The sequence below is a fragment of the Flavobacterium lipolyticum genome, from assembly GCF_020905335.1.
Taxonomy (GTDB): Bacteria; Bacteroidota; Bacteroidia; order Flavobacteriales; family Flavobacteriaceae; genus Flavobacterium; species Flavobacterium lipolyticum.
The window spans coordinates 1,337,896-1,364,188 of sequence record NZ_JAJJMN010000002.1 but is presented as its reverse complement, the minus strand read 5'-3'; the positions used below and the strand labels follow the sequence as shown (position 1 = coordinate 1,364,188).

Here is a 26,293-nt window from a genome sequence, read left to right as displayed (position 1 = left end):
GTAGTACTATTTTTATTTAAAAGCTATAATAAATTCAAACGCTTCATCAAATCTGGTCGATTGGCACGACTTACAGGAATAACATCCTTACCGACTAAGACACTGTTGTCTTCAATGTCAATAATTTTTTTTGTGTTGATGATAAAGGAACGATGTACTTTCAAAAACAAATCTTTAGGTAATTTGTCTTCAATTTTTTTAAGTGTGGAGTGAACCACATAGTTTTTGTTTTCCGTCTTGATATGAATATAATCTCCCTTGGCTTCTACAATATTTACTAAAGCAAATTCAATTTTGATAAAACGACGATCAATATTAATATAAAATTCGTTTATATTATCTTCATTTATTCCTTTATTAATATTTTTTTTTTCAGATGATGGTGTCGTATTCGCTTTTTGAATTGCTTTTTGAAAACGATCTTCTGTAATAGGTTTCACTAAATAATCAATAATACATTCGTATTCAAAAGCTTCGATAGCAAAATTTTTATCAGAAGTTACCAGTATAATTTTGGGAGGATTTTTAATTGTTTGAATAAAATCGAAACCGGTAAAATCAGGCATATGGATATCCAGAAAAATCAAATCGACCTCATTCTGATTAAGATACTTTATGGCATTTATAGCATTTGAGAACTCTTGTAACACGTTTAACTGGGAGGTACTCTCAATCATTTTTCCCATGATGGCCCTTGCCATTTCTTCGTCATCAATAATAATGCAGTTCATAGTTTAAGACGATATTATAATAAACGCCCTTCGGAGGATTAAAAGTTATCACAAACCCAAATTGCAGCGTAGAACTATTTTTTTTTAATTTTCTTATGCATTAGCAAGATAATAACTTTTTTTAAGACCTAACATGGAAATTTTATATTTTAATTTTTTTATTATTCCAAAAGGAATTGTTAATAAAAGATTTTTTTTAGAAAGTTTCCCCAAAATGACAATTAAATGCTCTATTTGATTATAGTTACAGGAAGCTGTACTTTTTTAAATCGAGTAAAATTATTTTTATATTACATCAATATGCAAATTCTGACCGAGGAATCCAATATGCAAATAAAAAAAAATGCTGATGTATTTGACTTCTATAAAAATAGCACAAGAAGTATGGGCCGTAAAAGAGAAGGCTGGGATAATGCGGTTGCTGAAAGTTTTTTCAAATCTTTAAAAACGAATTGTTTTGCGGCAGTAAATTAATTTCTAGAGAACAGATGGGACTTGAAGTTTTTGAATACATCGAAATTTGGTACAATAAAAAAGAAGGCATTCGGCTTTGAACTTTAAAACAATTGAAGAATTTAATAAACTAACTGATTGTAAAAATGTAGTTTAATTTTTTCTCCGTTTTTTGTTTGTATATTCAGTTTTGGTTTACAAATTATTTTAATAGTTATATTTTATTTTTATAGATGTGACAAAACCTTTTTTCAGTTTGAGTGATAAAATTTATATTTAAATTAATAGAAATCAGCTTACAATAATGAAATGTAGTTTTAATTTTATATTTTCGCAACAAAGTTTAAACTAATTTTTATGTGTAAAAAATTACTATCACCCTTTGATGAGATAAGGAGAGCACTATTTATTTTTTTTCTACTCAATTCTTTCTTTTTGTATTCGCAGGCTACTATACTTACAAATCCAACTAATTCTCAAATTAATTCAGCACTTAATGGTCCAGGAATCGTTATCACTGGGGGGACTTTGAGTGGCGCTGCAGCTATTTCGACTGTAAGGTCTAATCAAGTTGCTACATTTACAAATGGAGTTGCGGGAGCAGGACTGGGGTTAACAAGTGGAGCTTATTTTTCTACTGGAAATGCACCATTTGAGTTAACAAATAGAAACACAGCTAATCAAAGTTCTTATAATCCAGCAGGTGCAACTACTCTTTCAGATCCTAATTTATCAACAATAGACGCAACAGCTACGCGAGATTTGATTTCTTACTCGTTTACAATTACATTGGGGCCTACTGTTTCTGGTCTTAAAATTGGATATCAATTTGGTTCTGAGGAATATCCTGATTATGTAGGATCAAGTTTTGACGATGCCTTTGGTTTTTTTATTACTGGCCCTGGCATTGCGGGTACATTAAATATGGCAACATTGCCAAATGGAAATGCAACATCAATTAATAAGGTGAATTCGGGAGTTCCTGGTTTTAGTGGTTTTCCACCTGTAGCGGCTTATGATGGTACGCAATCTGCTTTGTATACTAATAATGGACACACAACTACGATTTCAGGAGGTAGATATATTACAAATCCTCAACCTCAACCAGGTCCTTTTCCAGTTTTTGTAGAACTTAATGGTTTAACAAAATTGATAACTAGGAACGTAACAGGTTTAACTCCTGGAGCAACTTATACTTTTAAAATTGTTATTGCAGATGCTGGTGATTCATCATTAGATTCAGGTGTTTTTGTTGATTTAATTGAAGGTATAACAAATGCAGATTTAGGTGTAACAAAAGCAACAAGCAGCATGTCTCCGCAAGTTGGGTGTGGTGTTACATTTACATTAACAGCTAGTAATGCTGGACCTAGTAACTCAACAAATACAAAAGTTACAGATTTACTACCTTCGGGATATACATTTGTATCTGCTACGCCGTCTGTTGGAACTTATAATTCAATCAATGGTGTTTGGGATGTTGGGTTGTTAAATATTGGAGCTGCACCGACTTTGTCGATAGTTGCTACAGTAAAGCCGTCGGGTGTTTATTTAAACACTGCAAGTATAGCATCGGCAGATATTATTGATATAAATGGAACAAATAATTCTTCTTCTGTAACCCCAGTCCCCACAGCTGCTGTTGTAGCAACTAATACAACAAGCACTGCAGCTATTTGCGAGAACAGTACTAAATCCTTATCAGCTACACCAGCAGGTGGTACCTGGTCAGTTGTTTCAGGAGGAGGGACGATTTCAGGAACTACTTATACACCGGCAGATGTTTCTTCTGATACTTCGGTAACAGTTCGTTATACTGTTGCAGCCAATGGCTCTTGTGCAGCGACAACATCAGACACTACATTTACTGTTAATGTATTTTCAGGAACAGCAACTAATACAACAAGCACTACAGCTATTTGTGAGAACAGTACCAAATCCTTATCAGCTACACCAGCAGGTGGTACCTGGTCAGTTGTTTCAGGAGGGGGAACGATTTCAGGAACTACTTATACACCGGCAGATGTTTCTTCTGATACCTCGGTAACAGTTCGTTATACTGTTGCAGCCAATGGCTCTTGTGCAGCGACAACATCAGACACTACATTTACTGTTAATGTATTTTCAGGAACAGCAACTAATACAACAAGCACTACAGCTATTTGTGAGAACAGTACCAAATCCTTATCAGCTACACCAGCAGGTGGTACCTGGTCAGTTGTTTCAGGAGGGGGAACGATTTCAGGAACTACTTATACACCGGCAGATGTTTCTTCTGATACCTCGGTAACAGTTCGTTATACTGTTGCAGCCAATGGCTCTTGTGCAGCGACAACATCAGACACTACATTTACTGTTAATGTATTTTCAGGAACAGCAACTAATACAACAAGCACTACAGCTATTTGTGAGAACAGTACCAAATCCTTATCAGCTACACCAGCAGGTGGTACCTGGTCAGTTGTTTCAGGAGGGGGAACGATTTCAGGAACTACTTATACACCGGCAGATGTTTCTTCTGATACCTCGGTAACAGTTCGTTATACTGTTGCAGCCAATGGCTCTTGTGCAGCGACAACATCAGACACTACATTTACTGTTAATGTATTTTCAGGAACAGCAACTAATACAACAAGCACTACAGCTATTTGTGAGAACAGTACCAAATCCTTATCAGCTACACCAGCAGGTGGTACCTGGTCAGTTGTTTCAGGAGGTGGAACGATTTCAGGAACTACTTATACACCGGCAGATGTTTCTTCTGATACTTCGGTAACAGTTCGTTATACTGTTGCAGCCAATGGCTCTTGTGCAGCGACAACATCAGACACTACATTTACTGTTAATGTATTTTCAGGAACAGCAACTAATACAACAAGCACTACAGCTATTTGTGAGAACAGTACCAAATCCTTATCAGCTACACCAGCAGGTGGTACCTGGTCAGTTGTTTCAGGAGGAGGGACGATTTCAGGAACTACTTATACACCGGCAGATGTTTCTTCTGATACTTCGGTAACAGTTCGTTATACTGTTGCAGCCAATGGCTCTTGTGCAGCGACAACATCAGACACTACATTTACTGTTAATGTATTTTCAGGAACAGCAACTAATACAACAAGCACTACAGCTATTTGTGAGAACAGTACCAAATCCTTATCAGCTACACCAGCAGGTGGTACCTGGTCAGTTGTTTCAGGAGGTGGAACGATTTCAGGAACTACTTATACACCGGCAGATGTTTCTTCTGATACTTCGGTAACAGTTCGTTATACTGTTGCAGCCAATGGCTCTTGTGCAGCGACAACATCAGACACTACATTTACTGTTAATGTATTTTCAGGAACAGCAACTAATACAACAAGCACTACAGCTATTTGTGAGAACAGTACTAAATCCTTATCAGCTACACCAGCAGGTGGTACCTGGTCAGTTGTTTCAGGAGGGGGAACGATTTCAGGAACTACTTATACACCGGCAGATGTTTCTTCTGATACCTCGGTAACAGTTCGTTATACTGTTGCAGCCAATGGCTCTTGTGCAGCGACAACATCAGACACTACATTTACTGTTAATGTATTTTCAGGAACAGCAACTAATACAACAAGCACTACAGCTATTTGTGAGAACAGTACTAAATCCTTATCAGCTACACCAGCAGGTGGTACCTGGTCAGTTGTTTCAGGAGGGGGAACGATTTCAGGAACTACTTATACACCGGCAGATGTTTCTTCTGATACCTCGGTAACAGTTCGTTATACTGTTGCAGCCAATGGCTCTTGTGCAGCGACAACATCAGACGCTACATTTACTGTTAATGTATTTTCAGGAACAGCAACTAATACAACAAGCACTACAGCTATTTGTGAGAACAGTACTAAATCCTTATCAGCTACACCAGCAGGTGGTACCTGGTCAGTTGTTTCAGGAGGGGGAACGATTTCAGGAACTACTTATACACCGGCAGATGTTTCTTCTGATACCTCGGTAACAGTTCGTTATACTGTTGCAGCCAATGGCTCTTGTGCAGCGACAACATCAGACGCTACATTTACTGTTAATGTATTTTCAGGAACAGCAACTAATACAACAAGCACTACAGCTATTTGTGAGAACAGTACTAAATCCTTATCAGCTACACCAGCAGGTGGTACCTGGTCAGTTGTTTCAGGAGGGGGAACGATTTCAGGAACTACTTATACACCGGCAGATGTTTCTTCTGATACCTCGGTAACAGTTCGTTATACTGTTGCAGCCAATGGCTCTTGTGCAGCGACAACATCAGACGCTACATTTACTGTTAATGTATTTTCAGGAACAGCAACTAATACAACAAGCACTACAGCTATTTGTGAGAACAGTACTAAATCCTTATCAGCTACACCAGCAGGTGGTACCTGGTCAGTTGTTTCAGGAGGGGGAACGATTTCAGGAACTACTTATACACCGGCAGATGTTTCTTCTGATACCTCGGTAACAGTTCGTTATACTGTTGCAGCCAATGGCTCTTGTGCAGCGACAACATCAGACGCTACATTTACTGTTAATGTCATTCCAACAACACCAACATTAGGTACGATTATGCAACCTACTTGTGTAGTCGTAACAGGTAGTGTAGTTTTGAATGATTTACCTGTAGGAAATTGGACAATAAACCCAGGTAATATTAATGGAAGTACATCTTCTACAACTATTTCAGGATTACTGGCAGGGTCAACTTTTAATTATACAGTAACTGTTAATGGGTGTTCGTCTGGATCAATAGAAGTAATTATTAATAATTATTTATGTGCATTGACAGAGACTACAGCATCAATTAATGGAAATACGGGAGGTAATAGTACTTCTTTGACATCAAATGATACTTTAAATGGTAATCCAGTAGTTATAGGTACAAATCCGGGTCAAGTAAGTTTGACGTCAGTAACTGTTCCTGCAGGATTAACTTTGAATGCAGATGGTACTGTAACTGTAGCTCCAAATACTGCGGCAGGAAACTATACAGTGGAATATAAAATATGTGAAATAACGAATCCATCTAACTGTAGTACAGTATCTAGTACTGTTGTGGTAAGTGCAGCAGCAATTGTTGCATTGACAGAGACTACAGCATCAATTAATGGAAATACGGGAGGTAATAGTACTTCTTTGACATCAAATGATACTTTAAATGGTAATCCAGTAGTTATAGGTACAAATCCGGGTCAAGTAAGTTTGACGTCAGTAACTGTTCCTGCAGGATTAACTTTGAATGCAGATGGTACTGTAACTGTAGCTCCAAATACTGCGGCAGGAAACTATACAGTGGAATATAAAATATGTGAAATAACGAATCCATCTAACTGTAGTACAGTATCTAGTACTGTTGTGGTAAGTGCAGCAGCAATTGTTGCATTGACAGAGACTACAGCATCAATTAATGGAAATACGGGAGGTAATAGTACTTCTTTGACATCAAATGATACTTTAAATGGTAATCCAGTAGTTATAGGTACAAATCCGGGTCAAGTAAGTTTGACGTCAGTAACTGTTCCTGCAGGATTAACTTTGAATGCAGATGGTACTGTAACTGTAGCTCCAAATACTGCGGCAGGAAACTATACAGTGGAATATAAAATATGTGAAATAACGAATCCATCTAACTGTAGTACAGTATCTAGTACTGTTGTGGTAAGTGCAGCAGCAATTGTTGCATTGACAGAGACTACAGCATCAATTAATGGAAATACGGGAGGTAATAGTACTTCTTTGACATCAAATGATACTTTAAATGGTAATCCAGTAGTTATAGGTACAAATCCGGGTCAAGTAAGTTTGACGTCAGTAACTGTTCCTGCAGGATTAACTTTGAATGCAGATGGTACTGTAACTGTAGCTCCAAATACTGCGGCAGGAAACTATACAGTGGAATATAAAATATGTGAAATAACGAATCCATCTAACTGTAGTACAGTATCTAGTACTGTTGTGGTAAGTGCAGCAGCAATTGTTGCATTGACAGAGACTACAGCATCAATTAATGGAAATACGGGAGGTAATAGTACTTCTTTGACATCAAATGATACTTTAAATGGTAATCCAGTAGTTATAGGTACAAATCCGGGTCAAGTAAGTTTGACGTCAGTAACTGTTCCTGCAGGATTAACTTTGAATGCAGATGGTACTGTAACTGTAGCTCCAAATACTGCGGCAGGAAACTATACAGTGGAATATAAAATATGTGAAATAACGAATCCATCTAACTGTAGTACAGTATCTAGTACTGTTGTGGTAAGTGCAGCAGCAATTGTTGCATTGACAGAGACTACAGCATCAATTAATGGAAATACGGGAGGTAATAGTACTTCTTTGACATCAAATGATACTTTAAATGGTAATCCAGTAGTTATAGGTACAAATCCGGGTCAAGTAAGTTTGACGTCAGTAACTGTTCCTGCAGGATTAACTTTGAATGCAGATGGTACTGTAACTGTAGCTCCAAATACTGCGGCAGGAAACTATACAGTGGAATATAAAATATGTGAAATAACGAATCCATCTAACTGTAGTACAGTATCTAGTACTGTTGTGGTAAGTGCAGCAGCAATTGTTGCATTGACAGAGACTACAGCATCAATTAATGGAAATACGGGAGGTAATAGTACTTCTTTGACATCAAATGATACTTTAAATGGTAATCCAGTAGTTATAGGTACAAATCCGGGTCAAGTAAGTTTGACGTCAGTAACTGTTCCTGCAGGATTAACTTTGAATGCAGATGGTACTGTAACTGTAGCTCCAAATACTGCGGCAGGAAACTATACAGTGGAATATAAAATATGTGAAATAACGAATCCATCTAACTGTAGTACAGTATCTAGTACTGTTGTGGTAAGTGCAGCAGCAATTGTTGCATTGACAGAGACTACAGCATCAATTAATGGAAATACGGGAGGTAATAGTACTTCTTTGACATCAAATGATACTTTAAATGGTAATCCAGTAGTTATAGGTACAAATCCGGGTCAAGTAAGTTTGACGTCAGTAACTGTTCCTGCAGGATTAACTTTGAATGCAGATGGTACTGTAACTGTAGCTCCAAATACTGCGGCAGGAAACTATACAGTGGAATATAAAATATGTGAAATAACGAATCCATCTAACTGTAGTACAGTATCTAGTACTGTTGTGGTAAGTGCAGCAGCAATTGTTGCATTGACAGAGACTACAGCATCAATTAATGGAAATACGGGAGGTAATAGTACTTCTTTGACATCAAATGATACTTTAAATGGTAATCCAGTAGTTATAGGTACAAATCCGGGTCAAGTAAGTTTGACGTCAGTAACTGTTCCTGCAGGATTAACTTTGAATGCAGATGGTACTGTAACTGTAGCTCCAAATACTGCGGCAGGAAACTATACAGTGGAATATAAAATATGTGAAATAACGAATCCATCTAACTGTAGTACAGTATCTAGTACTGTTGTGGTAAGTGCAGCAGCAATTGTTGCATTGACAGAGACTACAGCATCAATTAATGGAAATACGGGAGGTAATAGTACTTCTTTGACATCAAATGATACTTTAAATGGTAATCCAGTAGTTATAGGTACAAATCCGGGTCAAGTAAGTTTGACGTCAGTAACTGTTCCTGCAGGATTAACTTTGAATGCAGATGGTACTGTAACTGTAGCTCCAAATACTGCGGCAGGAAACTATACAGTGGAATATAAAATATGTGAAATAACGAATCCATCTAACTGTAGTACAGTATCTAGTACTGTTGTGGTAAGTGCAGCAGCAATTGTTGCATTGACAGAGACTACAGCATCAATTAATGGAAATACGGGAGGTAATAGTACTTCTTTGACATCAAATGATACTTTAAATGGTAATCCAGTAGTTATAGGTACAAATCCGGGTCAAGTAAGTTTGACGTCAGTAACTGTTCCTGCAGGATTAACTTTGAATGCAGATGGTACTGTAACTGTAGCTCCAAATACTGCGGCAGGAAACTATACAGTGGAATATAAAATATGTGAAATAACGAATCCATCTAACTGTAGTACAGTATCTAGTACTGTTGTGGTAAGTGCAGCAGCAATTGTTGCATTGACAGAGACTACAGCATCAATTAATGGAAATACGGGAGGTAATAGTACTTCTTTGACATCAAATGATACTTTAAATGGTAATCCAGTAGTTATAGGTACAAATCCGGGTCAAGTAAGTTTGACGTCAGTAACTGTTCCTGCAGGATTAACTTTGAATGCAGATGGTACTGTAACTGTAGCTCCAAATACTGCGGCAGGAAACTATACAGTGGAATATAAAATATGTGAAATAACGAATCCATCTAACTGTAGTACAGTATCTAGTACTGTTGTGGTAAGTGCAGCAGCAATTGTTGCATTGACAGAGACTACAGCATCAATTAATGGAAATACGGGAGGTAATAGTACTTCTTTGACATCAAATGATACTTTAAATGGTAATCCAGTAGTTATAGGTACAAATCCGGGTCAAGTAAGTTTGACGTCAGTAACTGTTCCTGCAGGATTAACTTTGAATGCAGATGGTACTGTAACTGTAGCTCCAAATACTGCGGCAGGAAACTATACAGTGGAATATAAAATATGTGAAATAACGAATCCATCTAACTGTAGTACAGTATCTAGTACTGTTGTGGTAAGTGCAGCAGCAATTGTTGCATTGACAGAGACTACAGCATCAATTAATGGAAATACGGGAGGTAATAGTACTTCTTTGACATCAAATGATACTTTAAATGGTAATCCAGTAGTTATAGGTACAAATCCGGGTCAAGTAAGTTTGACGTCAGTAACTGTTCCTGCAGGATTAACTTTGAATGCAGATGGTACTGTAACTGTAGCTCCAAATACTGCGGCAGGAAACTATACAGTGGAATATAAAATATGTGAAATAACGAATCCATCTAACTGTAGTACAGTATCTAGTACTGTTGTGGTAAGTGCAGCAGCAATTGTTGCATTGACAGAGACTACAGCATCAATTAATGGAAATACGGGAGGTAATAGTACTTCTTTGACATCAAATGATACTTTAAATGGTAATCCAGTAGTTATAGGTACAAATCCGGGTCAAGTAAGTTTGACGTCAGTAACTGTTCCTGCAGGATTAACTTTGAATGCAGATGGTACTGTAACTGTAGCTCCAAATACTGCGGCAGGAAACTATACAGTGGAATATAAAATATGTGAAATAACGAATCCATCTAACTGTAGTACAGTATCTAGTACTGTTGTGGTAAGTGCAGCAGCAATTGTTGCATTGACAGAGACTACAGCATCAATTAATGGAAATACGGGAGGTAATAGTACTTCTTTGACATCAAATGATACTTTAAATGGTAATCCAGTAGTTATAGGTACAAATCCGGGTCAAGTAAGTTTGACGTCAGTAACTGTTCCTGCAGGATTAACTTTGAATGCAGATGGTACTGTAACTGTAGCTCCAAATACTGCGGCAGGAAACTATACAGTGGAATATAAAATATGTGAAATAACGAATCCATCTAACTGTAGTACAGTATCTAGTACTGTTGTGGTAAGTGCAGCAGCAATTGTTGCATTGACAGAGACTACAGCATCAATTAATGGAAATACGGGAGGTAATAGTACTTCTTTGACATCAAACGATACTTTAAATGGTAATCCAGTAGTTATAGGTACAAATCCGGGTCAAGTAAGTTTGACGTCAGTAACTGTTCCTGCAGGATTAACTTTGAATGCAGATGGTACTGTAACTGTAGCTCCAAATACTGCGGCAGGAAACTATACAGTGGAATATAAAATATGTGAAATAACGAATCCATCTAACTGTAGTACAGTATCTAGTACTGTTGTGGTTAGTGTTATGATACCAGTATCTAAACCAAGTATTGCTTTAGTGAAAACGGCACATTTCAATGATGAAAATGGTGACAGTAATGCAAAAGTAGGGGAGACTATTACGTATAATTTCACCGTAACCAATACAGGAAATGTAGCGTTGACTAATGTTTATATAGTAGATCCGTTAACTGGAATTACCATGACCGGAGGCCCAATAAATTTAGGGGTAGGAGAAGAGGATAACACTTCTTTTACAGGAACTTATTCGATCGTACAAGCCGATATTAATGCAGGAAGTATATCGAATCAAGCCGAAGTTTTTGGAACAAGTCCTGATCATATTGTCGTAAAAGACAAATCAGATGATAGTAGTGTAGAGGGAGATAAACCAACAGTATTATCGCTACAAGGTTGTGTAATTAAAGTATTCAACGCGGTTTCTATAAATGGAGACAGCAAGAACGAGAGATTTTATATTCAGGGATTAGAATGTTATCCTGATAATACGGTTCAGATTTTTAACCGTTGGGGAGTTTTGGTTTTTGATCGTGATCATTACAATAATAATGATATTGTTTTTAGAGGTATTTCTGAAGGACGTGTTACAATCAAAGATTCAGATGGATTACCGGAAGGAACTTATTATTATATCATTAAATACAAAGACAACCAATCCAATCCACATCAGGAGGCGGGGTATTTATACCTGACCAAATAATATTCTGTACTAATAAAATGGCTTAGTCAATAGGCTAAGCCATTCTTTAAAAATAAAATAAATGAAAAAATTAGTTTTAGTTTTATTGTTTTGTTCTACTGCAGGTTTTGCCCAGCAAGATGCGCAGTTTACACAATACATGTATAATACCATCAATATAAATCCTGCTTATGCCGGTTCCCGCGGAGCTATGAGCATTTTCGGATTGTATCGCACCCAGTGGGTCGGATTGGATGGAGCACCCGAAACCAGTAGTTTTTCGTTAAATACACCCATAAACAATAATGTAGGTTTAGGAGTATCGTTAGTCAATGATAAAATAGGCCCTACAAATGAAAACAATCTGTCAGCTGATTTCTCTTACTCCATACAAACATCAGCAACCGCGAAACTGTCTTTTGGTATTAAAGGTTCTGCCAATATATTTAAGCTGGATCCTACAAAGTTAAATCCCGAACATCAGGGAGATCCTCAGTTTCAGGATTTTCAGAATAAATTCGCTCCCAATATCGGAGCCGGAGTTTACTGGCATACGGATAAAGCTTATGTGGGATTATCCGTTCCTAATTTTATTCAAACTACCCGCTTTGACGATAACGATTATTCAATCTATAAAGACCGTATCAACTATTATTTCATAGCAGGTTATGTATTTAATCTAAATCGTTATGAAACGATAAAATTCAAGCCGGCTTTAATGACTAAAATGGTAGAAGGTTCACCATTACAAGTAGATGCATCGGCAAATTTTATGTTCAACGATAAATTTGTGATCGGACTAGCTTACAGATGGAGCGCCTCTTTTAGTGCTTTGGCAGGATTTCAGATAACCGATAGTATGTATGTAGGGTATTCCTACGATCGCGAAACCACCCGATTGGTAAACTACAACTCAGGGTCGCATGAGATATTTCTGCGTTTTGAATTCTTAAAAAATTACAGCCGAATAACTTCACCTAGATTCTTCTAATTATGAAAATAAAAAAAATAGCATATACGGTCTTTCTGTCTTCCGTTTTTTTTAGTGGAATGGCACAAAAGTCAGGTTTAGACAAAGCTGATAAAAATTACAATCAGTATGCTTACATAGATGCAATTGCTACTTACGAAAAGGTAGCAGAAAAAGGATATAAAGAGGAAAAAATGCTCCAACGATTGGGTAACGCCTATTATTTTAATGGCGAGTTGGTGAGAGCATTAAAATGGTACAAAGCTCTTTTCGGAATGAATGATCAACAGGAATTTGAGTATTATTACCGATATGCTCAAACCTTAAAAGCAACAGGAAATTATACCAAAGCCGATAAAATATTAGAGCTTTTCAACCAAAAAGCAAGTACTGATAAAAGAGGATTGTTATTTGAAAAGAATAAAAATTATTTAGAGCAGATAAAAAACAATTCAGGGAGATTTGAAATAGCCGATGCCGGAATTAATTCAAGATACTCAGATTATGGAAGTTCTTTTTTAGATAATAAATTGGTATTTGCGTCTGCCAGAGACACGGGCGGAGTTGCCAAAGTAAAATTTAAATGGACCAATAAATCGTTTACAAATCTTTATTCGGCAGAATTAAACGCCGATGGTAGTGTAGGAATTCCGAAGCGATTTGAAAATAAGATCAATTCAAAATTTAATGAATCGACTCCCGTTTTTACAAAAGACGGATTAACGATGTACTTTACCAGAAACAATTTTCTAAACGGTACAAGAGGGGCAGACGACAAGAAAGTCACTTTATTGAAATTGTATAAGGCAAATTATATAGAAGGTAAATGGACGAATATCGTTGAATTGCCTTTTAACAGTGATCAATACAGTGTGGCACATCCGACATTAAGTGTAGATGAAAAAAAGTTATACTTTGCTTCAGACATGCCGGGTACTTTTGGACAATCAGATTTGTATAGTGTGACTATTAATACGGATGGCAGTTTTGGTAAACCTGAAAACCTGGGAGCTGCAATTAATACTGAAGGAAGAGAAACCTTTCCTTTTATATCAGGAGATAATGAATTGTATTTTGCCAGCGACGGACGTCCGGGATTAGGAGGGCTTGATGTGTATGTTTCGACTATTAAAAAAGATTTGACGTTTAGCGAAGTTCAGAATGTTGGAGCTCCTATAAATACAAAAGTGGATGATTTTGGTTTTATAATAGACAGTAAAAGCAGAACTGGTTTTTTCTCCTCCAATAGAGATGGAGGGCATGGTTACGATGACGTCTATCGTTTTTCGGAAACCAGAAAATTGCCTTGCGAGGAGATTTTATCAGGGATTGTTATAGATGCCGAAACAAATTTGGTACTGGAAAACGCTAAAGTAAATTTACTTGACAATCAGCTTCAGATAATAGGTGAGGTAATAACCAGAGCCGATGGGAAATATAGTTTTAAAGTTAATTGTAATAAGGAATACTTTGTTCGCGCGGCAAGACAAGATTATGATACTAATGAATTACCTAAAGCGATCGATAAAACAAGTTTGACATTGCCTTTGAAAAGAACACCTCAAAAAGTGGTCGAAAAAACGATTGAAAAATTGATTGTTGGTGATGATTTGGCGAAAATTTTACACATAAAAATGATTTACTTCGATTTGGGTAAATCTATTGTTCGAAAAGAGGCGGCCATTGAGTTAGAAAAAATCCGTCAGGTGATGATTCAAAATCCAAGCATGAAAATTGATGTTCGCTCGCACACAGATAGCAGACAAACACATGCGTACAATGAAAAACTATCCGACAGAAGGGCTAAAGCAACAGTGGCATGGCTTGTTAAAAAAGGAATAGCTGTTGATCGTATAACCGGAAAAGGATACGGAGAAACACAATTGCTGAATAAATGTGCTGATGGTGTAAAATGTACTACAGAAGAACATCAGGCAAATCGAAGAAGTGAGTTCATTATTGTTTCGATGTAATAAAGAGTTAGCTTTTTTAATAAAGTTGAGTCAATTAAATTGTTATGAAAAGCTGCAAGGTAATCTTGCAGCTTTTTTTTGTGCCGTACAGTCCGGAAGAAGATCCAATTGTATTAAGCTTTTATACAGATTAATTTATATTTTATTTATGACAAAACAGATTTTATTTTTTTAAGAGTGTTAAAACAATTGTTATATTTGATGTAGTTATTTGTTTTAAAATAAATAACATAGCAAATTCCCCTTTTATCAAATCTATAATAGGTTTAGTATATTCTATTATTTAGGGGAGTATCTCACTAACTTTTAAACAGTCTTAAGAAAAAAGAAGATTTATTGTCAGATGAATTTTCTTGGAGACAGAGCTTATTATCAGCCCTCAACAGATAAACTCAATATGCCCAACATTAAGGCTTTTTAAAAGAGGCTTCGTATTACTGAACTTATTTACATGAGTTGACCCATTCCACAAGAGCAAAGAAAAGATTAAATAGTGATTTGACGGGAAGTTTTAGAAGTAAGAGTTATGCTTTTGAAGAACTTATTGTGGAATTGGGTGTTGTCCTTATGTGTTCTGAAGCGAGAATATTATTCCAAACCAAAGACAATTCGGCAAAGTACTTGAAAAGTTGTAACAAAATTGTGGTCAATGAATTGAAAAATTGCAATCGTTTTTTCCTCAAAGTTTCGACACAATCCCAAGAGGATGTCAATTACATATAAGGTAGAAATGCGGATACTGATTCAGCAGAAACACCTAAAGAAGAGGCTAAGTGGATATTTTGGACGAAGTGACCACCTAATTCTGGATGAAAGTGAGCAATATAAATGAACTCAAAAAGGTGTCTAAAAAGTAGTTTAAAATATAAAATTATTTTACTCTATGATTGTTTATCTATTTTCTTTTTTCTCATTGATTCTCCTTTTAATTCTATTCGAAGAGCATTGTGAACGATTCTGTCTAAAATTGCATCTGCAATGGTTTGCTCTGTAATAACTTCATGCCAGGATTCAACTGGAAACTGCGAAGCAATAATAGTTGATTTTTTTCCATGCCTGTCTTCAATTATCACCATAAGATCCTGCCTTTTAAGATTATCTAATGACTGCAGCCCAAAATCATCTAGAATAATGAGATCCTGCTTTTCTATTTTATTAATTTCTTTTATATAAGAGCCATCGGCTTTAGCCATTTTAAGTTTGGAAAAAAGTTTATTGATATTAAAATACATTACTTTGTAGCCCATCATACAGGCTTTATAACCAATTGCAGTAGCTATAAAGCTTTTACCAAAACCTGTACTTCCACAGATTAGAAAGTTTTGTTTGTTTTTTATAAAATCATAAAACTCAAGTCTGTTTATCAGGTTTTTCTCTACTCGTCTGGAACTATCAAAATCGATTTCTTCCATAAAAGCTTTATATCTAAACTTGGCAATATTGATTAATCTTTCTACTTTTCGATTTTCTCTGTCATCATATTCGGAGTTAATTAAATAGGTAATAAGTTCATCAATGGTACTTGCTTTTAAAGTAGTATTAAAGGCTCTAGACATCCCGTAGAGCTTTAATTGTTTCATTTTTTTAACGTTTGATCATTTATACAGTTATTTATTAATGGTTATTATTTGTAATATTCCCGACCTCTGATATTATTATTATTATTATTATTATTATTATGTTTGGGTATTTCTTTGTCTTCAATAGTAGGATCTTCATCAATTAAATCTAATCCTTTCTCTAGGATAGATTTGATGATTGGGTAATTGATTTTTTCATAATCCATCGCTCTCTTACAAGCATTGTTTAATCTGTCATTGCCTACTTTATTGGCTAAGCTTAGTACACCGGTACAGGATTTATAAGATTGCTCTGGATGCTGTTTTTTATCTAATATTTGTGTAATAAATGATTTACAAAATTCTCCAACAGAAGTTCCTCATTGGATAAACCTCTCGGGGTTCCACTCTGCCACAAACTGATATGATGTAGGTATGTGTTCTTTATTTGTCGTATAAAGATATTTGGAATAATCTCTGCTATGACAGGCTATTATGCGCTGTCCATGATAAATTTCAACACTGGTTTTACTGTAAATAATCAAGACCTTCTTACCCATATAAATAAAAGGAACACTGTAGTAGTGTTTGTCTTTGTTGAGATAGACATGACTGGATTTATGGACGGTTGCTTTGGAAAAACATTTAAGCTGATAGGCATTAAGAGGTAAGAATGATAGTGTTTCTTTTTCTATTTCATTAAATAAATCTAATCTGGAGTATTTCCTGCCTTTAAAAGACATTGTATTATGCTTTTCTAAAAGCGGCAAAATAGCATCATTCAAAGCTTCTATAGTAAAAAAATCTTCTTTGCGTAAAGGAGCAAAAATTCTGGTATAAATTATTCTTACTGCATTTTCAACCAGAGCCTTATCTTTTGGATGATAAGCTCTGTTAGGTAGTATCGTAGTTCCGTAATGAGAAGCAAAGTCTAGAAAATATTCCGTTACTAAGGGCTCATATTTATCACTCTTTTTAACAGTAGTTCTTAAATTATCAGTTACAATAGCACTAGGAACACCCTAATAATAGTCTAGCATTTTTACCAGACTTCCTATAAAGTCTTCTTTGTTGTGGGTTCTGGTAGCCTCTACAAAAGTAAGTCCGCTTGCCCCTAGAACACTTACAAAAACTTCTACCTCATAAAGCTCTCCTGTAGATTGGTCAATAACGGATAATTTCTTTCCGTTATAGTCTACAAAAACTTTATCTCCTGCCTTATGATGCATATGCATAGATGGCTTGAGTTTGCCTCGCCAATTTTGATAATGATAGCAAAACTGAGAATAACTGTAACCATCAGGGTAATGTTCCCTATATTCTTCCCAGAGCAAATGGCGGGTAACACCAACTTGCTTTAACTCTTTTTCTATCGTGGGAAATAAGGATTCTAAAACTATGTTTTTTTCTGGAGCGGGTTTTATCTGGCCATCAAAGAGTTCTTCCAGATCTTCATTACTAAGACCTGATAACTCTTGATAGGTAAAAGAATTTTGATGAAATGATTCAATATATTTCTTTACAGTATTGCGCGACAAATCTAATTGTCTGCTTATTTGGAGCTTACTTACTCCTTGAGTATATAAACGTAATAATTGCAAAATGTTTCTCATATCTAGTCGTTTATTTGCCATATCTTTTGTTTTAAAAACAAGTAAGATATTCTTTGCAAACATGGCTTTTTGAGGTGGTCACTTTGAACCGGAGTCAATTGATCTCTTTTACCGGAATAGGGTGGTCACTTTTACCAGAATTTACACATTGGTAAAAATGCAGTTATGCAGGGCATCTCCTTGATCCATAAAATCCTTTACGGTTTCAATTACAGATATGCTGAGGTTTTCTTTGGAGAAACACAGTCCGAAAAAAGGTTTCTTTTGCTTGGCATAAATTTGCTGTGCTTCGCGCATCTCTGAGCGTATTTCCAGCAGGTGTTTTTTTCTCTGCACTTTTCTTTTTTTTGTAACGAGCCTGTCATGTGCTTCATTGAGGTTTTCAGGACAGGCTAGCATCTCGGTGCTGAGGTCTTTTTTAAAGAATCGGAGCAGGTCGATATAATACTCCCATATTTTATAGTCTTCAATTTTATAGTGGTATTTCAGAGTGGTTTTTACTACCTGCCAGTTCTGTTTTATGTTTTGTCCTCGTGAGGTCAGATAATAGCTGAGCAATGAAGTTCGGGAAGCTTTGAGAATAGTTTCTGCAATGGAATCTTTCAAAAGCGCAGTGAAGAGGATTTGTGGAGCGATACCATAAAAAGCGGTTTAAAAGCCATTGCGTTTTAAAAGGGGCAGGATTTTCATTATGGGATAAACCTTGTAAGGGTTAATGTGGTATTTTGAGGAGTTCTGAAAATCCTTAGGGCGAATTTCAAGTGGGTAATAATATTTCCAAACGTCGTAGAGATTTAAAAAAACGTTTGTGCTCAGTGAGAGTGTTCACACTTCGCCTTTTGGATTTATCCAATGTTGCATGACTTCTTTGTGAGAGTAAGCGGGGGGAAATTCTTTTTCATGTGTTTGTGTGAGCAGATAATGCGTACCACCTGATAACTTTCACATATCTCTAAAACGGCAGAGTATTCGATTTCTCTGAAATGTACTTGGTTACAGCCCTGTATTTTTAGTTTTCCCCCGCAGGCATTACATTTTATATATTTTGCGCAAGACTCATTCTGCAGTTGAGGTTTCCAAGAGTGGATGCATTCCAGACAGTGGAATTCTCGAGTTCTTCGCGGATATTTTCCAAATCATCAAGATGTTTGATGTAGAATTTTTTGCAGTCTGTATAGTAGATAAATTAGGAAATCATACCGCTGATACATCCTGCATTTTGTAAATCTTCTATAAAGGATTTTAGTTTTTCTTTTTTTGGTTTCGCTGTATGATTCCAAGTTGGAAAGGATTATTTTATTGAAAGCTTGACAAAGGTCAAACTCGGCGTATATTGATTTTTCAAAGGCTTTCGTAACTGATTTTTTTAAGGTTTATGCATTTAATGTTTTATTAAAAGGGCAGGCCGTCCGGTTCTTTTTCGGTATTGGCTTTAGCGCCTGCACTTATCTGCAGTGTTTCCTTTTCACTTTTAGCAAATGCGAGGATTTTAATGTGACTTGTATGAAAGGTCAGAGAGCCGTGCGCCTCGGAATCGTTCCCGATATAGACATTCATACTAATGCGCCCGAAGAGTTCCACTACTGAGGCTTTTTTGAGCCATTGAGCTTTTTTGGCGGAAAGCCAGTAGGAGCAGTTGATGTAGGTGACAATTTTTTTCAGCTCGGTGCTGTCTTTTGGTTTATAGCTGTCGTTGACTGCTATGGAGAAGTTTACGGCCTCACGGTTTTGTTTTACTTTAAAAACGGAGGCGTCTTTTACAATTCGTCCTGTGATTTCCATGATTTTAAATTTTAGTGATTACTATTGTTTAAAATTTCTTTCTCCCTGTACTCCCAAAAATTGTTTTCAAAAGAAATTGTCATGATATAAAAAAAACGCAAGCGCAAACAGCCATGAAAATGGGGTACCGTAACTTTATGGTAAATTTTATATCATGGAAATCACAAATCTCATTTCCTCAGGTTGTTGAGCGAGGCGCAGGCATGGATGTGCATCGTGATACTTTGGTTGTGACTGTAATGGGTACAGGTATCATAACTGAGACAAAAACTTTTACTACTTATACCAATGATCTACGAGGTTTATCCGGTTGGCTTAAATCCTTTTGCGATCACTCATTTGTCAATAGAGAGTACAGGTGTTTACTGGAAGCCTGTTTTTAATATTCTCAGTGATGAATTTGAAATACTTCTTGTAAATGCAAGGCATCTTAAGAATATTCCGGGGCATAAAACCGATAAAAAGGACAGTCGATGGCTAGCTAAACTCCTTTTTAGCGGTTTGTTGAAAGCAAGCTTTGTTCCACCAAATACAATAAGAGACTTAAGAGACCTGACTCGTTATCGAAAAAAACTCGTACAGAATGCAACAGCAGAACGGAACCGATTTGAAAGAGTTATTCAGGATGCTAATTTTAAACTCAGTAATGTTATTACGGACTTATTTGGTAAAACAGGAATTTTAATCATAACAGCTTTACTGCAGGGCAATAATAATTTTGAAGAACTACTTGCCTTATGTCATGGATCTATCAAAATGAAAAAAGATATTCTCAAAGAAGCTTTAAAAGGTAAGCTTACTGATCACCATAAATTTATGCTTGAGACTATTCGACTTAGTATTGAAAACATAAATTATAGGATCGCTAAGATAGACAGAGAAACAGCTTTACTGTGCAATCAATATTCAACAGAGATTGATCTTTTAAAAACAATTCCAGGAGTTAATTCTATAAGTGCCGCTTCTATGATTGCTGAGATAGGTGTTGATATGGACAAATTCCCAACAGTTCATCATCTGGTATCTTGGGCAGGAGTCTGCCCCGGTAATAATGAGAGTGCTGGAAAAATGAGCTCGAGCAGAATTACAAGCGGCAATCAGCATTTGAAACTAATGTTAATAGAATGTGCATGGTCAGCGACAGGTGTAAAAGATTGTTATCTGCGTAAAAAATACGAAAACCTTCTTGTTAGACGCGGTAAAAAAAGAGTTCTAGTTGCTGTTGGTCATAAAATGCTGACTGCTGCCTATTTCATGATAAAATATAAAGTTCCTTATTTAGAATTAGGCTATGATTACATTGATTCCAGAAGAAAGCAAAATCAAGTTCAGTCCTATATTGACAAACTAAAAAAATTGGGCATTGAGGTTGAAATAACCCAAGCCCTCTGAGGTCGTCTTTTGCTGCCGACACAAATGTGATCGCGCAAAAGAAATTGCCCCTAAACGCTAAGAACAAACAGTTGTAGCCAAGAGCGCGCAAAAGAAAATATTACCCTCTAGTGTTTTATTTATGTCAAAGAACTTATCAATTAAAAATTATTTTCAGAAGAAAACGGGAAAAAAGAAAGCACAAATCAAGTGTCCGGATAAGGAGCCGGAGTGCTATAAGTCCCGAAGGGCGTCGTGAGCCGTTATGCGCATGCAGGAGACGGCGGGCACTACTTTGGCTGCCCTTTTAGCCTGTTTTCAATGAAAGTGTTCCTGTTTTTTTAGTGTATTTAGCAGCAGTCAGACAGATTGTTATGTAAACAAATTTGTTTATATTTGCAGTATGAAAAGGGACTATGAAAAATATAAGGGGATTCATCCCGGTGCTGTACTGAAGCGTGAGCTGGATAAGAGAAACATATCCCAGCTTTCTTTTGCGCATACCCTCTCTGAGCATGCTCAGACTATCAATGCGATTGTAAAGGGAAAGAGAAATCTGAATACTGCTTTGGCCATTAAAATAGAAGAAGCCCTTGGTGTTCCAGAAGGGGCGCTGCTGGTATTACAAGTTTATTACGATATTAAAAAGGAGAAAGAAAAATCAGCACAGAGGCGGCATCCTGAATTGAGCCGTCTTCGCAGAGGACTTTTCTGGGATACCAATATCGATGCGATTAATTGGGAGAAGCAGTCGAAGGCTGTTATCTCGAGGGTTTTTGAGCGCGGAAACATGAGTGAGAAAAAAGAAATTGTACGTTTTTACGGTATTGAGAAAATAAAGCCTGTTCTTCGCGAAACGGCTGCAAAGCCCCACTTTACCGCAAGTCCGAATTACAGTAAAGCCAAAAGGTCGTGATGTATTGGAAAACGGTAAATCCGCTTTTAAAGGAGAGTCTTCTAAGGCTGATGCAGGCTGAAGAGTTTGAGGTATTTCGGCTTGTTGGCGGTACAGCTCTGAGCCTTCAGATCGGACACCGGCTTTCTGTTGATATTGATCTTTTCACAGATGAGGATTACAACAGCGTAGATTTTGATGTGCTTGAAGGGTATTTGAGGGAAAATTTCCCATATGTAGATAAAGTTTTTGGAGGTATTACTGCCATGGGCAGATCTTTTCTTATAGGGATCGACAGGGAAAACACAGTAAAGCTGGATGTTTATTACAGCAATGACAAGTTTATCCAGGATGCTATTGTAATTGAGGGGGTACGTATGGCCACAGTGGAGGAGATCATTGCCATGAAGGTGGATGTTGTTTCAAGGGGAGGACGTAAGAAGGATTTCTGGGATCTTCACGAACTTCTGCCCAAGTACAATATTGGTAAAATGCTGAGGTTTCATAAGATTAGAAGCGAATATACACACGATCAAGCGCAGATCATGAAAAACTTTACGGATTTTAGTTCAGCTGATGATGATTTTGATCCTGAGTGCCTTAAAGGTAAATACTGGGAGTTTGTCAAAGAAGATATTGAAGCTGCTGTGAAAAAAGTAAAGAAGGCTTAGATAGTGGTATATCACATGTACTGTATGTCTGACAAAAGTTTCATATGCCCGTTTTTTATTTAATAATCACAACAGACTTCTTTTTATTGGGACTGTTACTGGTTTAGAACTTCTTTTCTAAGATCAAAGTTTTCGTAATGTCCATCACTCCAGTGATATTCTATTTTATTATCTGCCATCAAATCAATTATTTCAATGATTAGTTTTATGACAGATGTCAGATTGTAATACAGTTTTGAGCCTCACCTTTTTTGACCTTGAATTTGCTACATTTCTGGTTCCCAAAAACAGCATGTGCCACGATTCTGCCACAAAACTTAAAGTGGTGAAATATCTTTAAAAAACACCTAAACTTTTTGTGGCAAAAAAAATATCTACTTGTGAGATAAAGAACTCAAGTTTCTCATAAAAATAGCTTTGCTATCTTTTACTGAGAATTTTAGTAAACTCTTAAACGGTGAAATATATTATGCTCTTCTGATTTTTATTTCTCTTTGGAAGATAATTTATATAACCGTAATCATTTAGGTCTCTGATACATCTATGGTAGGTAACAGGGCCGCTTATTTTAGCAATCTTCATAATTTCATGCCTATAGGCTTTAATAGGATTCGTATAACCTGCAGCAGTTCTGAATTGTAGTAATGCCGCAAAAATTCCAATAGGGGTAATGCTGATACGCCGGTCTTTTTCTATTGCTTTGAAGAATTGCGTTAAAGGATTTAGCTGGTCCATTACTCTTGTTATTTAGATTTTTATTCACGCTGTCATAAAAATGAATTTTAATGATTGTTATTTAGTTTGCTTTTTTTATGAAACGGCGCCAGTGCGGCTTATTTTGGCCTGCTTTGTGCAGGCAGTAAGCTTGCTAGGGAATATAACAATGATATAGTGAATCTCTTATTTGTGCACCAATAGCTTTGAATCAGTTGTTTTGCTTTTCCTGATGCTGTTTTATTATAGCTTAGAATCAGCTGATTTAGTTTTAGACCTGGATGAATCACGTATCAGGAACTGTCAGGGAAACTGCTTTGAAGTGGTCATCATGGTCAATTGTATATAGTATTATTTTTTTTAGGTTTGATATTGTTTTTTTGGAGCTGGTCCCGCTGTATCTTACACCGGAGCGTTAGCGAACTGCCTGGGCAATCTTTTATTGCCGGAATCTAATTCATAGTGATCATCTTTGTGAGTTGTATATAGTGCTGTTTTTTAGGAGCTTTTTCCCGCTATACGTTGCAATCTTTTGTGCCGAACCCCGGCACAAAAGGATTTCCACTGCTATCGGGGCTAAAGTATTAGCTTGCATATTTTTTGTGACAGGCAACCACAGAGTAGGTATGAATTAGCCAATTAATCAAACCAAGTTGGTGTACTGCTAATCATAAATGAGAAAGTGACCGAAAAAACCTTACAGGATTCGAAAAAAAACAGGGATGGTATATGTCATATATGTCATCAGATATCTGACAAATATTTCAAAATCAATAAACCTTCTGCCAAAAACAGATATCTATAGAACGTTATACCTCAAGAAGATGGAAGAATCATTTATGGCACAGATTTTGAATTATATAAGTGCCTTCGGTAAAGTCCGGAGGGTTGAATGTTTAAGTTGACTATTCTGCCTATCGCGACAGACAGAATGTGATTTATGACATACACTGCAATTTCTGTACCAAAGGGGAAGAAATATTCCACCAATATACGAAATATCAGCCATAATGTCAAGATTAAAGTTGCTTTCATAACATTTCTATTGTTTGTAAGATTTCCCGGGCTCTGTCTGGTATGTCCGAGCAGGTGTAAAACATTTCTGCAAGGTTTCAAGGTCCACAAAAGCAGTTCAGTCAGACTGCCGGTAATCTTGGGAAGGTTGGAAAAAAAAAAGCCAATCTGAAGTGCTGAGAACAGAATTCTATCAGCCAATGTGAGGATTAAGGCATGAATGGGTGTAAACCCCAGGACGATGGAAATCGGTCGTCTGCCAAGCAATGTTTAACATTGTACATCAGCAGGAAATGTTAATGACTGATACTGCATTCCTGCTGGTGTCCCTATAAAATTGTAATGAAGCAAACTCTACTCTTTACTGAGGATTTATGGAAACGTTTTGTAGCTAGGACCGCCGAAAGCCAGGAGAGTTTTGAACTTAAAACCTATCCTCATCTTGATCCTTATTTTAATTTCTTTAAACACAGCAATGACATCAAAAAGCTCGTGTCAAATATGGAGCTTATAGCAAAACATTCTTTTCTGCCTTTTGTAAAAATACTTACTAAAACACCGAGATTCAGATTTCAGGAAAACGAAAAAACTTATGGTCTGGAAACTAAAATAAGACCTATCGCTTTCGCTTCGCATTTTGACTCTTATATTTATGGTTATTATTCTTTTGCTTTAACCGAAGAGTACCAGCACTATATTCGTGCTAAAGGTTTTAGTGAATGTGTTCTGGCCTACAGATCAGATCTTGATGGGAAATGTAATATACAATTTGCCAAAGAAGCATTTGAAGCTGTAAGGAAAAAGACGTCATCTAACGGACATTGCACTTCAATCGCACTTGACATCACGGGTTATTTTGATAATATTGACCACACTATTTTAAAAAGTAAATGGTGTAAAATACTGAACCTTCAAGAGCTGACAAAAGACCAGTATAAAATTTTCAGATCTCTGACAAAATACAGCTACATAAGCCGTGACAGTATATTGAAGCATTTTAAAATAGATTTAAAAACGGCATCAAGCTGGAACTCCCTTCTGGATTTAATGCCGGACAATGCTGCAGGGGCAACATTCAACAATAAATTTGATCTGCTAAGGAAGAGAAATCTTATTACGGTCAATCTTCCTAAAGTTTCCCAAGCAGGTGAAAAAAGTTTCCGGGGAATACCCCAAGGCTCGCCCATGAGCGCACTGCTGTCGAATATTTACCTGATTGATTTTGATGAAAAAATATTTAATCTCAGTATCGAGCTGGACTTTACCTACCGTCGCTACTGCGATGATCTTTTGATAATCTGTGACTCTGAAAAGGCAGTACAAATCAATGAAATTGTTCTAAAGGAAATAGCTGCTTATAAACTGGTTATTCAGACAAAAAAAACTGAAATAATCCATTTCAGGCCTACATTATCTGGGAAAATCAGAGGATTTAACCAGAAGAAAATTGAAAAATTTTCACCAGTTTTCACTCCCCAGAATGAGCAGCAGTTTTACAGGAATCTGCAGTACCTCGGTTTTGAGTTTAATGGAGTCTCAATTTATATCAGACCCGGGAGTCTTTCCCGTTATTTTAGAAAAATGAAAGGCAGGATTGTAAAGACTGTTATGATGGCGTATAGTGATAAATCCAAGAGAGATAAAATATTAAAAAAGCAGATTTTTGAAAGATATTCACATTTAGGAAAAAGGAATTTTCTTTCTTATGCAGTAAAGGCTTCAAAGAAGCGTTATTACTCTAAATCAATGAAAGCCTATCGGGAAGGGATGGATTCCAAATCTATTAGAAAACAGCTGTCTGCACATTTTGTAATTATGGAAAAAGAGATTTTAATGAAATCTCTCACACGCCACGAATTTAAAGAATATATATATACCAAAAAGAAAGAACAGGGACGAAGGGTGAGCAGAAAAAAATTGAAGTTTTAAATTTTATCAGCTCCATGCTTACATTGTAATTTTTTTTAAGGAGTTGTGATAAAATTGAGTCAAA

Annotated in this window: 17 protein-coding genes and 1 pseudogene; 10 read left to right on the top strand and 8 right to left on the bottom strand. The window is 36.5% G+C overall.

Annotated features, from left to right (window positions below):
• Nucleotides 1–23 precede the first annotated feature (23 nt).
• Nucleotides 24–731, bottom strand: a complete 708-nt coding sequence (locus LNQ34_RS22230; protein ID WP_070905730.1) for a LytR/AlgR family response regulator transcription factor — start codon at nt 729–731, stop codon at nt 24–26.
• A gap of 225 nt (nt 732–956) precedes the next feature.
• Here LNQ34_RS22230 and LNQ34_RS22225 point away from each other — a divergent pair, with 225 nt between their 5' ends.
• The 6 genes and pseudogenes from LNQ34_RS22225 to LNQ34_RS23705 all read left to right on the top strand — a co-directional run.
• Nucleotides 957–1,205: a hypothetical protein gene (locus tag LNQ34_RS22225; protein WP_070905731.1), complete on the top strand. Its 249-nt coding sequence runs from the start codon at nt 957–959 to the stop codon at nt 1,203–1,205.
• Nucleotides 1,184–1,285, top strand: coding sequence for a hypothetical protein (locus tag LNQ34_RS23710; protein ID WP_165607898.1), 102 nt, complete (start codon nt 1,184–1,186; stop codon nt 1,283–1,285). Before LNQ34_RS22225 ends, LNQ34_RS23710 begins: the two co-directional genes overlap by 22 nt.
• Before the next feature lie 256 nt (nt 1,286–1,541).
• Nucleotides 1,542–11,759: a choice-of-anchor L domain-containing protein gene (locus LNQ34_RS22220; RefSeq protein WP_230001312.1), complete on the top strand. Its 10,218-nt coding sequence runs from the start codon at nt 1,542–1,544 to the stop codon at nt 11,757–11,759.
• Nucleotides 11,760–11,820: 61 nt separating this feature from the next.
• Nucleotides 11,821–12,729, top strand: a complete 909-nt coding sequence (locus LNQ34_RS22215) for a PorP/SprF family type IX secretion system membrane protein (protein WP_230001051.1) — start codon at nt 11,821–11,823, stop codon at nt 12,727–12,729.
• Nucleotides 12,730–12,731: 2 nt separating this feature from the next.
• Entirely contained in the window at nt 12,732–14,681 is a 1,950-nt protein-coding gene (locus LNQ34_RS22210) for an OmpA family protein (protein ID WP_230001311.1), read from the top strand.
• A gap of 453 nt (nt 14,682–15,134) precedes the next feature.
• Nucleotides 15,135–15,404 (top strand): annotated as a pseudogene (locus LNQ34_RS23705) (zincin-like metallopeptidase domain-containing protein); the annotation flags it as partial.
• A 158-nt stretch (nt 15,405–15,562) separates the two neighbouring features.
• Here LNQ34_RS23705 and istB read toward each other — a convergent pair.
• The 6 genes from istB to LNQ34_RS22190 form a co-directional block, all read right to left on the bottom strand.
• Complete coding sequence (istB, locus tag LNQ34_RS22205) at nt 15,563–16,261, bottom strand: IS21-like element helper ATPase IstB (RefSeq protein ID WP_230001310.1); 699 nt, start codon at nt 16,259–16,261, stop codon at nt 15,563–15,565.
• Nucleotides 16,262–16,620: 359 nt separating this feature from the next.
• Complete coding sequence (locus LNQ34_RS23700) at nt 16,621–16,983, bottom strand: Mu transposase domain-containing protein (protein WP_428979076.1); 363 nt, start codon at nt 16,981–16,983, stop codon at nt 16,621–16,623.
• Between the two features lie 279 nt (nt 16,984–17,262).
• Nucleotides 17,263–17,916, bottom strand: a complete 654-nt coding sequence (locus tag LNQ34_RS22200) for a helix-turn-helix domain-containing protein (RefSeq protein ID WP_230001308.1) — start codon at nt 17,914–17,916, stop codon at nt 17,263–17,265.
• 78 nt (nt 17,917–17,994) lie between these two features.
• Nucleotides 17,995–18,459: a PcfJ domain-containing protein gene (locus tag LNQ34_RS22195; protein WP_070908643.1), complete on the bottom strand. Its 465-nt coding sequence runs from the start codon at nt 18,457–18,459 to the stop codon at nt 17,995–17,997.
• Between the two features lie 430 nt (nt 18,460–18,889).
• A complete protein-coding gene (locus LNQ34_RS23695; RefSeq protein ID WP_487313000.1) occupies nt 18,890–19,006 on the bottom strand; it encodes a hypothetical protein in 117 nt (38 codons plus the stop codon).
• Between the two features lie 239 nt (nt 19,007–19,245).
• Nucleotides 19,246–19,635 carry a single-stranded DNA-binding protein gene (locus LNQ34_RS22190; RefSeq protein ID WP_070908642.1) on the bottom strand — a complete coding sequence of 130 codons (390 nt, stop codon included), beginning with the start codon at nt 19,633–19,635 and terminating at the stop codon, nt 19,246–19,248.
• 288 nt (nt 19,636–19,923) lie between these two features.
• Here LNQ34_RS22190 and LNQ34_RS22185 point away from each other — a divergent pair, with 288 nt between their 5' ends.
• The 3 genes from LNQ34_RS22185 (at nt 19,924) to LNQ34_RS22175 (ending at nt 22,572) form a co-directional block, all read left to right on the top strand.
• A complete protein-coding gene (locus LNQ34_RS22185) occupies nt 19,924–21,027 on the top strand; it encodes an IS110 family RNA-guided transposase (protein ID WP_230001306.1) in 1,104 nt (367 codons plus the stop codon).
• Between the two features lie 382 nt (nt 21,028–21,409).
• Complete coding sequence (locus tag LNQ34_RS22180; RefSeq protein ID WP_070908641.1) at nt 21,410–21,922, top strand: helix-turn-helix transcriptional regulator; 513 nt, start codon at nt 21,410–21,412, stop codon at nt 21,920–21,922.
• Complete coding sequence (locus LNQ34_RS22175; RefSeq protein ID WP_070908640.1) at nt 21,922–22,572, top strand: nucleotidyl transferase AbiEii/AbiGii toxin family protein; 651 nt, start codon at nt 21,922–21,924, stop codon at nt 22,570–22,572. The genes LNQ34_RS22180 and LNQ34_RS22175 overlap by 1 nt, the downstream gene beginning before the upstream one ends.
• A gap of 450 nt (nt 22,573–23,022) precedes the next feature.
• Here LNQ34_RS22175 and LNQ34_RS22170 read toward each other — a convergent pair whose 3' ends face one another.
• Nucleotides 23,023–23,307, bottom strand: coding sequence for a hypothetical protein (locus tag LNQ34_RS22170; RefSeq protein ID WP_230001304.1), 285 nt, complete (start codon nt 23,305–23,307; stop codon nt 23,023–23,025).
• 1,335 nt (nt 23,308–24,642) lie between these two features.
• On the opposite strand from LNQ34_RS22170, the gene drt2 reads away from it, so the two are divergent.
• Nucleotides 24,643–26,229: an antiviral reverse transcriptase Drt2 gene (gene drt2 / locus LNQ34_RS22165; RefSeq protein ID WP_230001302.1), complete on the top strand. Its 1,587-nt coding sequence runs from the start codon at nt 24,643–24,645 to the stop codon at nt 26,227–26,229.
• The last annotated feature ends 64 nt before the right edge of the window (nt 26,230–26,293 follow it).

What these genes read in the sequence shown, in the direction of transcription:
- LNQ34_RS22220 (WP_230001312.1), top strand. Translation starts at nt 1,542, where the DNA reads ATGTGTAAAAAATTACTATCACCCTTTGATGAGATAAGGAGAGCACTA.
- LNQ34_RS22190 (WP_070908642.1), bottom strand. Translation starts at nt 19,635, where the DNA reads ATGGAAATCACAGGACGAATTGTAAAAGACGCCTCCGTTTTTAAAGTA.
- LNQ34_RS22170 (WP_230001304.1), bottom strand. Translation starts at nt 23,307, where the DNA reads ATGGACCAGCTAAATCCTTTAACGCAATTCTTCAAAGCAATAGAAAAA.
- LNQ34_RS22180 (WP_070908641.1), top strand. Translation starts at nt 21,410, where the DNA reads ATGAAAAGGGACTATGAAAAATATAAGGGGATTCATCCCGGTGCTGTA.
- LNQ34_RS22215 (WP_230001051.1), top strand. Translation starts at nt 11,821, where the DNA reads ATGAAAAAATTAGTTTTAGTTTTATTGTTTTGTTCTACTGCAGGTTTT.
- LNQ34_RS22225 (WP_070905731.1), top strand. Translation starts at nt 957, where the DNA reads ATGCTCTATTTGATTATAGTTACAGGAAGCTGTACTTTTTTAAATCGA.
- drt2 (WP_230001302.1), top strand. Translation starts at nt 24,643, where the DNA reads ATGAAGCAAACTCTACTCTTTACTGAGGATTTATGGAAACGTTTTGTA.
- LNQ34_RS22185 (WP_230001306.1), top strand. Translation starts at nt 19,924, where the DNA reads ATGATCTACGAGGTTTATCCGGTTGGCTTAAATCCTTTTGCGATCACT.
- LNQ34_RS22230 (WP_070905730.1), bottom strand. Translation starts at nt 731, where the DNA reads ATGAACTGCATTATTATTGATGACGAAGAAATGGCAAGGGCCATCATG.
- LNQ34_RS23700 (WP_428979076.1), bottom strand. Translation starts at nt 16,983, where the DNA reads ATGTCTTTTAAAGGCAGGAAATACTCCAGATTAGATTTATTTAATGAA.
- LNQ34_RS22175 (WP_070908640.1), top strand. Translation starts at nt 21,922, where the DNA reads ATGTATTGGAAAACGGTAAATCCGCTTTTAAAGGAGAGTCTTCTAAGG.
- LNQ34_RS22210 (WP_230001311.1), top strand. Translation starts at nt 12,732, where the DNA reads ATGAAAATAAAAAAAATAGCATATACGGTCTTTCTGTCTTCCGTTTTT.
- istB (WP_230001310.1), bottom strand. Translation starts at nt 16,261, where the DNA reads ATGAAACAATTAAAGCTCTACGGGATGTCTAGAGCCTTTAATACTACT.
- LNQ34_RS22200 (WP_230001308.1), bottom strand. Translation starts at nt 17,916, where the DNA reads ATGTTTGCAAAGAATATCTTACTTGTTTTTAAAACAAAAGATATGGCA.